This is a genomic window from Aquirufa sp. HETE-40SA (assembly GCF_054558635.1).
This window is the reverse complement of the sequence record NZ_JBPXKN010000003.1, coordinates 1-12,046: the sequence shown is the minus strand read 5'-3', so window position 1 is coordinate 12,046 and position 12,046 is coordinate 1. Positions and strand designations below refer to the sequence as shown.

Below are 12,046 nucleotides of genomic sequence, written 5' to 3'. Positions count from 1 at the left end.
TTATGGAAGGTTTAGTGATGGCAGGGCAATTGATTTTAGGATTGTCGATTTTAGTAACATTGCATGAGTTTGGGCATTTTATTACCGCCAAATGGTTCAAGATGCGCGTCGAAAAGTTTTACCTTTTCTTCGACTTTATGTTCCCTATTCCGACGCTTTTAAACTTCGCGTTGTTCAAAAAGAAAGTAGGAGACACCGAATACGGTTTAGGCTGGTTCCCCTTAGGTGGCTATGTTTCCATCGCGGGTATGATTGATGAAACACAAGATGCGGCGACCTTAGCAAAAGACCCAGAACCTTGGGAATTCCGTGCGAAACCCGCTTGGCAACGTCTTATCGTGATGCTAGGTGGTGTGATCGTGAACATCATTACCGGTGTAGTAATCTTCGTTTGCTTGACTTATTCGAACGGGAACAACTTCATTTCGAAAGAAGAATTAAACAAGAACGGGATTGTGGCCTTGGAATTAGGGCAACAGATCGGCTTGAAAACGGGTGATAAAATCATTCGTGTAAATGGGGCTGATTACAAGCAATTGTCTGATTTACGCGCCTCTGATGTTCTATTAGGTGAGAATTCGTCTTATACGGTGCAACGTGGAGATCAAACTTTGGAGATAAAAATCCCATCGAATTTCATCGAAAAATTAAGCGATAAGAAAGCGGGTTTTATTGAGCCAGTGGCAGCATTCAAAGTAGCCGAAGTGGCTGCTCCGGAAGAGCCAGGTTTCTTCGATAAATTTTCTGCGGCTAAACCGGCTGAATTATTGCCGGCTTATGCGGCAGGCTTGAAAAAAGGAGACGTGATCACCTCTGTGAACACGAGCCCAGTTCGTTTCTACCACGAGGTAAAGGAATTGTTGTCTAAGGAGGCTGGTAAGCCTATTCGCTTAGGTATTTTACGTGGAGGCGTGGCTGACACCTTGTCTATGCAGGTTGCCTCATCGGGTCAAATCGGATTTATTCCTGAGATGTTGATTCAGGTAACCCGCGAAGATTATACGCTGGCTGAAGCAGCGAGTATCGGAACGGGTCGTGCTTTCTCTGTGATTACGGATAATGTAAAAGGCTTTAAGAAAATAGCTTCAGGTGATGTTTCGGCATCGAAAGCGTTGAGCGGACCTATTGGTATTGCCCAAATGTTCGGTGGCGTATGGGATTGGAATCGATTCTGGATGTTAACTGGTTTGTTATCTATGGCTTTGGCCTTTATGAACATTTTGCCTATTCCAGCTTTGGATGGGGGACATGCGATTTTCTTACTCTATGAAATTGTTTCTGGGAAACCAGCCTCTGAAAAGGTGTTGGAAAAAGCGCAGCAGGTGGGTATGCTCATCTTACTTGCTTTAATGGCTTATACTTTTGGAAACGATATCTTTAAAGCTTTTTTCTAATTGAAAGGGCTGGTTTTATTTTTAGGCCTTCTGTTTCCGGATTTGCACCCGTTTCATAGTTCGGTGACAGAGATGAGCTATAATAGTAGGGACCAAATCTGGGAAATTAGCATTCGTCTTTTTCAGGATGATCTCGAGCAAACCATGAGCTCGAACTTAGGTAAAAAATACCGAATGATTCCGGGAGATGAAGTCTCAGAAAAAGCGTTAGAGGCCTATGTGCGCAAACACGTTGGATTTCGAACCGGGAAGCAAATAGCCACCCCTTACCGCTGGTTAGGTACAGAGCAACAACAAGACGTGATTTGGGTGTATATTGAAATTCCTACCTCGTCTGACTTAATTGGATCCTATCTCGAGAATTCGTTATTTTTAGATGAATTTGAGGACCAAACAAACCTTGTTTCCTGGTCTTTTCAGGGCCAAAAGAAGTCCTATCTTTTTCGTAAAACTCAGGAGGTTCAACAATTATCAAGATAATCATACTGCCATCTTGTCGTTTGGCATAAAAATTGATTAATATCGTCTGCTCATTGAGGAGCAGAATTTAAAAATGTGGCATGAATAATCCAAATGACCTTTTTAAGCATTTACAGCTTTCTGAGATGTCTGATTTTGAAAATATAGAATTGATCCCTATCGGGTCAGAAGGAATGGACAATGATGACAAAATGGGCGTTTTGTCAGACCAATTGCCCATTCTTCCCATTCGCAATATCGTCTTGTTTCCGGGGATGGTGATTCCGATTACGGTCTCTCGCCAAAAATCCGTCCGCCTCGTGAAGAAAGCCTACAAAGGCGATCGCACAATCGGCGTTTTAGTGCAAGCCAATAACTCGAAAGAGGAGCCTACGCCAGATGATCTGTACAAAATAGGAACGGTAGCACACATCGTGAAAATGTTCGTATTGCCTGGTGGTAACACAACAATTATCGTACAGGGCCGAAAGCGTTTTGAAGTTAGTGAATACATCAAAACCGAGCCTAATCTAGTAGCGCGTGTTTCCTACATAGAAGACACATTCCCTAAGAAATTAAATAAAGAAAATAAGGCACTCGTTTCTACCCTGAAAGAGTGTGCTTTGAAGATATTAAACCTGAATCCAGAGATTCCCCGCGAGGCGCAAATTGCCTTGGATAACATTGAATCCTCTGCGTTTTTAGTACACTTCCTTTCTTCGAACATCAATGCGGAATTGAAGGAAAAGCAAGCTTTGTTAGAGACCTTGGATGGCATCGAACAGGCTACTCATTTGCTGGAACATATGTTAAAAGACATCCAGCATCTGGAGTTGAAACGTGAGATTCAAAGTAAGGCTTCTAGTGATATCGATCAGCAACAACGCGACTATTACATTCGCCAGCAGATCAAAGTATTGCAGGAGGAATTAGGAGTAGAGAGTCCGGAACAAGAGTTGGACGGTTTACGTGCGAAAGGGGCGAAGAAGAAGTGGTCGAAAGAAGTGAATGATTTCTTCCAAAAAGAACTCTCCAAACTACAACGCACGAATTCGATGTCTGGGGAATACCCAATGTTGATGAATTACGTGGAATTGATCGCGGATCTTCCTTGGGGTGAATTCACGAAAGACAATTTTGATCTAGTGAAGGCAAAGAAGGTATTGGACGCGGATCATTTTGGTTTAGAAAAAGTAAAAGAACGCATCATCGAATACCTAGCGGTATTGAAGATGAAAGGAGACATGAAAGCGCCTATTTTATGCCTTTATGGCCCTCCGGGTGTGGGTAAGACGTCTTTAGGGCGTTCGATTGCGAAAGCTTTGGGACGTAAATACGTGCGCATGGCCCTAGGTGGTCTGCGGGACGAGGCCGAAATCAGAGGCCATAGAAAAACCTATGTGGGCGCTATGCCTGGCAAGGTGATTCAAAGCATTAAAAAAGCAGGCTCTTCTAATCCTGTTTTCATCTTAGATGAGATCGATAAAGTAGGTTCTGACCACCGCGGAGATCCATCTTCTGCCTTATTAGAGGTGTTGGACCCCGAGCAAAACAGCGGCTTCATGGATAATTACTTGGAGTGTGATTACGATCTATCTCGAGTAATGTTTATCGCGACAGCCAATAATTTAGATACCATTCATCCCGCTTTGCGCGATCGGATGGAGATCATCGAGGTGAGTGGCTATACGATGGAGGAGAAAGTCCAAATCGCTAAAAAGCACTTGCTGCCTAAGCAAAAGAAAGAGCACGGATTAGAGAAAGCGGAATTTTCGATCAATGATGGAGCCATCCAAAAAGTAATCGAAGGCTATACCCGCGAATCTGGCGTTCGTAAGTTAGAACAAGAGATCGGACGCGTGGTGCGCAAGATCACAAAGTCCATAGCCATGGACCAGGAATACCCGCACAAAATTTCGGCGACAGATGTAGTCAAATTACTAGGCCAAGAACACTTCGATAAGGATACCTACGAGAACAACGAATACGCGGGCGTAGTAACAGGCTTAGCCTGGACACCCGTAGGAGGAGATATTTTGTTTATCGAAACCTTACTGAATCGCGGAAAAGGAGTCTTGACACTTTCGGGCCAATTAGGCGATGTGATGAAGGAGTCAGCCATGGCGGCATTAAGTTTCTTAAAGGCACATTCGGATGAATACGGCATTGATTACCGTATTTTTGATCAATACAATTTACACATTCACGTTCCAGCTGGGGCGGTACCTAAAGATGGTCCATCCGCAGGTATCACGATGTTAACAGCGATCGCGTCTGCCTTAACGCAGCGCAAGGTGAAATGGAAACTAGCAATGACCGGCGAGATTACGCTTCGCGGTAAAGTTTTGCCTGTCGGAGGAATCAAGGAGAAAATCTTAGCGGCGAAAAGAGCAGGAATAAAAGAGATTATCATGTGCTCGAAGAACCGCAAAGATGTGGAGGAGATCGAAGCACATTACATTTCGGATTTGAGCTTCCACTACGTAGACGACGCGAAAGAAGTATTGGCTTTAGCGCTTTTAAAAGAGCAGGTGAAAAATCCGGTAAAGTTTGTATTTCAGGCAGAACCGATAGCAAGCTCCTCTGCGGCATTGTAGTGAATTTCGCCTAATTCAAGACTGAATTGAATGATGCGAAGCGCCTCAGCAGAAGCCAAAGGGCGGAGGCATTCCACTAGATCTTGAACGGATAAGGGTCCGTTTTTCAAATACGTCAGAATTAATTTGCGTTCTGCTTCGAGTCCTTCGGGGATATTTTTCCCGGAGGCTTCTTTTTTTCGTTGCAAACAATGGTCGCAAATGCCACAAGACGTCTTTAACGATTCCCCAAAATACGAGGTAATCAAAAGCGTTCTGCAAGCCTCCGGATGTTTCACATAGTGAATCATCGCATCAATCTTTTTCTTAGACCTTTCCTTCTTCTTTAGGTATTCAGCCCAGATGATGGGTAGGTTTTCGATGTTCGCCCGAGGCGTCAAAAAGACCAATTTCGGCAGGCCATTCTGTTTGTCATATTCGATTAATTCGAATTTCTCCAACAAGGCTAAATTACGCTCCACCTCTGCAGGCGGTATCTTTATCTGGTGAGCGAAGTCCGCTTCGGAGATACTGACGAACTGAGTATATAAGTTACCACCATAAATGCGAAGCAGTCCTTTTAGGAAAGATTCGAATTTCTCGTTTCTAATTTGAAAGTCGTATAGTTCGGTGGAGCTGACGATGAAGCGAATTTTGGAGGGGTTTTGAAAGGCCTCGTTTAGCAAAATTAATCCTTCTGCTTCTAATGTCTTTAAGGCAAAATAAGTCTGAGAGCTAGGCAAATTAAAGCGCTTGCACAAGTCCATCCAATCAAAATCGTAACTCTGTAATTCGCCACTTCCTTCGGCAACCTGTAAATAATTAGAAACGGCTTGGTAGGTGCGTTTGATAGTTTCCGCCGTCGGAAATGATTTTTCCCATTGAGCTGTTAAATCTAGAATGTCTTTTTCCTCATATAGGATTGCAGCATAGGCCTTTTTCTCGTCTCGACCTGCTCGGCCTGCTTCTTGGTAATAGGCCTCAATGGTATCGGGTAAATCCAGGTGAACCACCAGGCGAACGTCTGGTTTGTCGATACCCATCCCAAAAGCATTGGTCGCCACGATGCAATCGATTTTGCCTTCAATCCAGTCTTTTTGGCGAGCACTTCTGACCTCTGATGGCAAACCGGCGTGGTAAAAAGTGCTGGATAAACCGGCTTTAGAAAGCATATCGGAGATTTCCTGCGTCCGTCTTCTATTTCGTACATACACGATCGAAGAACCCGGAACACGTTGTAGCATCGAGCATAGCTTTTTTTCTTTGTCCGCCTCATAGAGGACGGAGTAGGAGAGGTTTGCGCGGCTGAAACTTTTCTGAAATACGGCTGCGTTTTTGAATTGCAGCTTTTCTTGAATTTCTTGCTTCACTTCCTCGTTTGCGGAGGCCGTCAAAGCAATGCACGGAACACTCGGAATCAAGGCGCGAAACTCAGCAATCTCTAAATATGGCGGTCTAAAATCGTGACCCCATTGCGAGATACAGTGTGCCTCGTCGATGACCAACAAGCTGATGTTCATCTGTTTCGCTCGCTCGATGAATAAATCTGTTTTTATTCGTTCGGGAGAAACATAGAGAAATTTTGTATTGCCGTAAATGCAATTGTCTAATAATATGTCGATTTGGCGTTTGCGGAGGCCGGAAAAAAGGGCTGTCGCTGGAATACCTCGGCGATTTAATTGCGCCACCTGATCTTGCATCAAAGCAATTAGGGGCGTGATGACGATGCAAATCCCCGGCAAAACGAGGGCCGGCACTTGAAAACAAATGGACTTTCCTCCACCGGTGGGCAGTAAGGCTAGCGTATCCTTGCCATCTAGCACCGAGTGAATAATCTCCTCTTGCAGGGGCCTGAAAGCTGAATGCCCCCAGTGTTTTTGCAATATGTCCTGAATGTCCGCCATCGTCTAAACAAATCTACCAAAAAAGAATGAACTCCTCCACCGGATTTTTAGGATTTCCTGAGAAGAAATTCTTATTTTTAGACACAAAAGAAAGCGCATATGTTATCAGACAAGGATTTAGCTCAATTATCGAAACTCGGAATTACGCCCGCGGAAATGAATCAACAAATTGATTTTTTTAAATCCGGCTTCCCTTGGATGAATTTGGAAAAATCCGCATCGATTGGGAATGGAATTTTTCAGTTTTCAGAAGAGCAACTACAGGAATTCATCGCGCGCTTTGATCAGCAAAAATCAGCGCTTTCCATTTTGAAGATGGTGCCAGCCTCTGGTGCAGCCACTCGGATGTTTAAATCACTGTTCGAATTCTTGTCGACCGGCGATGAAAATAAAGAATGCACGAAGTTTTTCGATGAGTTGGATCACTTTGCTTTTTATCCAGAGCTACAAGAGCTTATAGCAGAGAAAGACGACTCAGCAGATATTCTACAAAAACTACTAAGCTCTGCTGGAATGAATTATGGCCAAAAACCCAAAGGTCTCCTTGCTTTCCACTCCTACACAGATGGAGCACGAACTCCTTTAGAAGAGCACATCGTGGAGGCTGCGGCCTATGCATCCAATGGCCAAAAAGCCCGCTTGCATTTCACCGTCTCCCCAGAACACCGCAGCGGTTTCGAGTATTTAGTGAAGAATCTCGTTCCGAAATGGGAAACGAAAACCGGCATTCAATTCGAGATCACTTTCTCGGAACAAAAGCCCGCTACAGACACGATTGCCGTAAATCCAGACAACACCCTGTTCCGCGAAGCCGATGGATCACTCCTTTTTAGACCCGCTGGCCACGGAGCGCTATTGGAGAATTTGAATGACCTGAAAGCCGATGTGATTTTCATTAAAAATATTGATAATGTGGTGCCTGATGCCTTGAAACAGCCGACCATAGAATACAAAAAGGCCTTGGGAGGATTGTTGTTGTGGATTTTGGAAGGAATTGAACACTTGGACAAGCAATTGCAAGAAAATCCTTCAGAGGCCACGATCAATGAGGCCCTCCAGGAGATGGCCACTTATTTAGGTTTTGTGCCGGCGGCAGATTTCGCGCGCAAAAGCGAACAAGATAAAGTTGCGACTATTCGCACCATTTTAGCTCGTCCAACCCGCGTTTGTGGGGTGGTAAAAAATACCGGAGAACCGGGAGGAGGCCCATTCTGGTGTCAAGATGCGAAAGGAAATTTCACACTTCAGCTCGTGGAGTCTGCTCAGATTGATATGAGAGAGGACGCTCAAAAAGCGAAATTCCATCAAGCCTCTCACTTCAATCCAGTGGATTTAGTGTGTGCGACACGCGGTTTGAACTTATTGAACTATCGCGATATGAATACGGGTTTTATCACGGATAAGACCAAGGACGGGAAAGAATTAAAGGCGATGGAATTGCCTGGTCTTTGGAATGGAGCCATGTCAGATTGGAATACGCTTTTTGTGGAAGTTCCTTTGGAAACATTCAACCCGGTGAAAACGGTGACAGATTTAGTGAGGCCTGCCCACCAAAATGGGCAGTAATTTTTTTGTTTGTAAAAAAACTCCCTATTTTTGTCGCCCCTAGAAAGCAATTTTTAAGGAAGTATATAAATGCTTGATTACAAAAACCTTGCCCGGTTTCCAGGCAAGGTTTTTTATTAAGTCCTACAATAGGTAAAAACAGAGTGCAGATGCCTTTAATCAGGTAGTAAACAAATAAACTATGGCTTTAGAACAAACTTGGAGGTGGTTTGGACCAAACGACCCTGTTAAATTATCCGATGTACGTCAAGCTGGCGCAACAGGTATTGTGAGTGCATTGCACCAAATCCCGAATGGAAAAGTGTGGGAGCTTCAGGATATTTTGGAACGTAAAGCCATCATTGAGGCGGCCGGATTAAGCTGGTCCGTGATTGAAAGTATTCCAGTGCACGAGGATATCAAAACGCGTTCAGGTAACTACAAGCAGTACTACGAAAACTACAAGACGTCTTTACGTAATGTGGGCAAGGCGGGTTTAGACCTGGTTTGCTATAATTTCATGCCCATTTTAGATTGGACACGAACCGATTTAGATTTTCGTTTTCCGGATGGAAGTACGGGTTTACGCTTCGATGCGGCTGAATTCTGTGCCTTTGAATTGTTCTTATTGAAGCGCCCAGGAGCAGAGCAGCATTATACCAACGAGCAAATTGCAAGAGCTCAAAAATGGTTCGACGCATCGACTCAGGCACAACAAGAAAAATTAATTCGCAATATCATTGCCGGTCTTCCGGGTTCGGAAGAAAGCTTTACCTTGAAGTCTTTCCAAGAAGCTTTAGATACCTATTCCGAAGTAGGGGAGAAGGAGTTACGTGAGAATTTATATGAATTTATTCGGGAGATCACGCCTGCAGCCGAGGAGGCAGGGGTTAATTTATCAATTCACCCGGACGATCCTCCGTATCCGATTTTGGGCTTGCCACGCGTGGTCAGTACGGAAAGTGATGCGGTGCAATTATTGAATGCTTATGAAAGTAACGTGAATGGATTGTGTTTCTGTACGGGAAGCTATGGCGTTAGAGAGGATAATGATTTAGTGGGGATGGTGGAGCGATTAGGTCACCGCATTAATTTCATTCACTTGCGGGCGACGCGACGTGATGAATTTGGAAATTTCCATGAGGCAGACCATTTAGATGGGGATGTGGATATGTTCGGGGTGATGAAAGGTTTAGTGAAGGAGCAGGACAAACGCATCGCGTCTGGCCGCGAAGATTTCCGTCTGCCTTTCCGTCCAGATCACGGACACCGGATGCTAGATGATTTACAAGAAGGGAAGAAGACCAATCCAGGCTATACGGCCATAGGTCGTTTGCGCGGTTTAGCGGAGTTACGTGGTTTGGAAATAGGAATCCGCGGATTTTTGAAATAATTTTCATTTTCCCCTTTTGATTTCTATATCTTATTGCTAACTTTGCACCCCCATTAGTGTGGGATAACTCTATCTTATTGAGTTTAACGCGCTTGCAGGGATTAAAAGAATTTTAAATTTTAAACGGTAATTATTCCAAAATGCCAACTATTCAGCAATTAGTGCGCAAGGGACGTGAGCAAATGACTTGGAAATCTAAGTCACCAGCTTTGGATTCTTGTCCACAAAGAAGAGGGGTTTGTACTCGTGTATACACGACTACTCCTAAAAAACCAAACTCAGCGATGCGTAAAGTAGCGCGTGTACGTTTGACAAATCAAAAAGAAGTGAATGCCTACATTCCAGGTGAAGGTCACAACTTACAAGAGCACTCGATCGTTTTGATCCGTGGTGGTCGTGTAAAAGACTTACCAGGTGTACGTTATCACATCATTCGTGGAGCTTTAGATACAGCCGGTGTTTCTGGTCGTTTACAGTCTCGTTCGAAGTACGGTGCTAAGCGTCCTAAACCAGGTCAAGCTCCAGCAGGTAAAAAATAATTATTAACAGAAAGATCCAGTATGCTCGTTAAAGCAGAAGGTTGGGTCGAATTTAAAAAACTAACAACATGAGAAAAGCGAAACCAAAAAAACGCTACGTATTACCAGATCCTAAATTCAAGGATGTATTAGTAACTAAGTTTGTAAACAACTTAATGTACGATGGAAAGAAATCTACTGCATTTACCATCTTTTATGATGCGTTAGATAAAGTAGAGGAGCGTACAAAAGAAAACGGTTTAGAAACTTGGAAAAAAGCATTGAATAATGTGATGCCATCCGTGGAGGTTAAGAGCCGTCGCGTGGGTGGTGCAAACTTCCAAGTACCAACAGAAGTACGAGCTGAACGTAAAGTTTCATTGGGAATGAAGTGGTTAATCGGTTACGCGCGCAAGCGTGGTGACAAAACAATGATGGATCGCTTAGCGAACGAAATCATTGCAGCATCGAAAGGTGAGGGAGCAGCGGTGAAGAAGAAAGATGATACACACAGAATGGCAGAAGCGAACAAAGCGTTCTCTCACTTCCGTTTCTAATTCATTTGAATTACATGAAGAGGCTAATCGAAAGGTTAGCCTCTTTTTTTTGTCCATATAAGTACTTAATCGAGCGGACTAATGGAGTATTCCTGAATTTTGTTTAGCTTTGAATCACAATCAACAACACTATGATTTCGAAAAAAGCAAAATATGCTTTAAAGGCTTTAAAAGTATTAGCTCAGTCTTACGAGAAAGGGCCTTTGTTGATTTCGCATATTGCGGAATCGGAAAAGATACCGAAGAAATTCCTCGAAGCTATTTTATTAGAGTTACGTAACCACGGAATTTTACAGTCCCAAAAAGGGAAAGGCGGCGGTTACTACCTACGCATTCCTCCTGCAGAAGTTACGTTTGCGAAAATTATCAGAATTGTGGATGGCCCGATTGCACCAGCCCTTTGTGTTTCTCTTCACTTTTATGGCAAATGCGATGACTGCGCTGACGAGGAAACGTGCCAGCTGAGAACGGTCTTAACAAAATGGAGGGACGCGAACTTATCCGTTTTAGAAAATACAACCTTAGAGGAGCTTATGTAAGCTCCTTTTTTTATTCGTATAGGTGATCTAAGTTTTTCATCTTGAACTCGTCGTTATCTAATTCCAAAAACTCTTCCCAGAAAGGATTCTCCGGAACAGACGCTTTGCAGATAATAGGTGTCTTTTTAATCGGGTGGATGAAATACAAACGGCGTGCATGTAGATTAATGCTCGCATCTACGTTTGGTTTATCGTATCCGTATTTGATGTCGCCGCGAATGGGGCAATTCAAAGAAGCTAATTGTACGCGAATTTGGTGCGGTCTTCCCGTGATCGGTTCTACTTCTACTAAATAGTGTAAATTGATCTTTCCCAAAATCTTATAATTCAACTCCGCCTTCAAAGCCTTGTCTTCTGGGTAATCGTATGCCGTCGTCGTGTTCTTCGCCTCGTTCTTTAGTAGCCAATGCGTCAGCTTTCCTTTCTCTGGATACGGCTTCTTGCGCGTCACTGCCCAATACGTTTTCTGGATATCCCGTTTACGGAACATTTCCATCATTCGTTCTAAGGCTTTCGAAGTGCGGGCAAAAATCACCAAACCACTGACAGGACGATCTAGTCGATGCACGGGGTGCAAGAATACAGCACCGGGTTTTTGGTATTTTTCCTTGATATAGTCCTTTAAGACATCTGTCAGCGTCACATCTCCCGTACTATCGCCCTGTACAAGAATTCCTGCCCGTTTATTCACGATCAGGAGGTGATTGTCTTCGTATACAATGTGATAGTCTTTCATGTTCTGCTAATTATTTAGGCCAAAATCTCTCCGCCCATTTCTCGCACAAAGGTAGGATTATTTCGCGATATGCTAATGACGCCAAAATATTTTAAAAAATCCCCTCTTGATTTTCAGCCATTTACGAGAAATACTTGAAAAAGTTTTGTTCATGATTTGTTAATAATAAAATAATCCTACATCTTTGCACTCCCAATCGCTAGGAACATACGGTTTCTAGAGCAAGACTGAGAGTAGATCAGGTGATTAAATTCACGACAGAGCGGGTTGCTTTGGAAGATTTATATCGAGGTACAAAAGTTCTTTGACGTGTTGATAGAAATAAAGAAGAGATGCTGTGTTTAAATCACAGTGTCGAAATAGTAGCATTCAAGACAAGGATAATGACAATTTTCTTATTAAAATAAGAGCAGTCAAACATCCAA

Annotated in this window: 10 protein-coding genes; 8 read left to right on the top strand and 2 right to left on the bottom strand. The window is 43.5% G+C overall.

What is annotated here, in order from left to right; translation table 11 throughout:
- The first annotated feature begins 2 nt into the window (after positions 1 to 2).
- The 3 genes from rseP (at position 3) to lon (ending at position 4,450) form a co-directional block, all read left to right on the top strand.
- Positions 3 to 1,394 (top strand): RIP metalloprotease RseP, encoded by a 1,392-nt coding sequence (gene rseP / locus ACRZ9O_RS07950; protein WP_459458049.1) that lies wholly within the window; start codon positions 3 to 5, stop codon positions 1,392 to 1,394.
- The gene (locus ACRZ9O_RS07945; RefSeq protein WP_459458047.1) at positions 1,395 to 1,874 is read left to right on the top strand and encodes a DUF6702 family protein; all 480 of its coding nucleotides are present in this window, start codon (positions 1,395 to 1,397) and stop codon (positions 1,872 to 1,874) included. It begins immediately after the preceding gene.
- Positions 1,875 to 1,954: 80 nt separating this feature from the next.
- Positions 1,955 to 4,450: an endopeptidase La gene (gene lon / locus ACRZ9O_RS07940; RefSeq protein ID WP_459458045.1), complete on the top strand. Its 2,496-nt coding sequence runs from the start codon at positions 1,955 to 1,957 to the stop codon at positions 4,448 to 4,450.
- Here lon and ACRZ9O_RS07935 read toward each other — a convergent pair.
- Positions 4,411 to 6,333 carry a RecQ family ATP-dependent DNA helicase gene (locus ACRZ9O_RS07935; protein ID WP_459458043.1) on the bottom strand — a complete coding sequence of 641 codons (1,923 nt, stop codon included), beginning with the start codon at positions 6,331 to 6,333 and terminating at the stop codon, positions 4,411 to 4,413. The two genes, lon and ACRZ9O_RS07935, sit on opposite strands and share 40 nt — an antisense overlap.
- A 99-nt stretch (positions 6,334 to 6,432) precedes the next feature.
- Here ACRZ9O_RS07935 and ACRZ9O_RS07930 point away from each other — a divergent pair, with 99 nt between their 5' ends.
- From ACRZ9O_RS07930 to ACRZ9O_RS07910, 5 genes are all read left to right on the top strand, one after another.
- Positions 6,433 to 7,899: a DUF4301 family protein gene (locus tag ACRZ9O_RS07930; RefSeq protein WP_459458041.1), complete on the top strand. Its 1,467-nt coding sequence runs from the start codon at positions 6,433 to 6,435 to the stop codon at positions 7,897 to 7,899.
- 181 nt (positions 7,900 to 8,080) lie between these two features.
- Positions 8,081 to 9,271, top strand: a complete 1,191-nt coding sequence (gene uxuA, locus ACRZ9O_RS07925) for a mannonate dehydratase (RefSeq protein WP_459458039.1) — start codon at positions 8,081 to 8,083, stop codon at positions 9,269 to 9,271.
- Between the two features lie 140 nt (positions 9,272 to 9,411).
- Complete coding sequence (rpsL, locus tag ACRZ9O_RS07920; RefSeq protein WP_459458037.1) at positions 9,412 to 9,810, top strand: 30S ribosomal protein S12; 399 nt, start codon at positions 9,412 to 9,414, stop codon at positions 9,808 to 9,810.
- Positions 9,811 to 9,878: 68 nt separating this feature from the next.
- Entirely contained in the window at positions 9,879 to 10,346 is a 468-nt protein-coding gene (gene rpsG / locus ACRZ9O_RS07915) for a 30S ribosomal protein S7 (protein ID WP_130895318.1), read from the top strand.
- A 131-nt stretch (positions 10,347 to 10,477) separates the two neighbouring features.
- Complete coding sequence (locus tag ACRZ9O_RS07910) at positions 10,478 to 10,885, top strand: RrF2 family transcriptional regulator (RefSeq protein WP_130895317.1); 408 nt, start codon at positions 10,478 to 10,480, stop codon at positions 10,883 to 10,885.
- Positions 10,886 to 10,895: 10 nt separating this feature from the next.
- On the opposite strand, the gene ACRZ9O_RS07905 is transcribed toward ACRZ9O_RS07910, so the two are convergent.
- Positions 10,896 to 11,621 carry an RluA family pseudouridine synthase gene (locus tag ACRZ9O_RS07905; protein WP_223131496.1) on the bottom strand — a complete coding sequence of 242 codons (726 nt, stop codon included), beginning with the start codon at positions 11,619 to 11,621 and terminating at the stop codon, positions 10,896 to 10,898.
- Between the last annotated feature and the right edge of the window lie 425 nt (positions 11,622 to 12,046).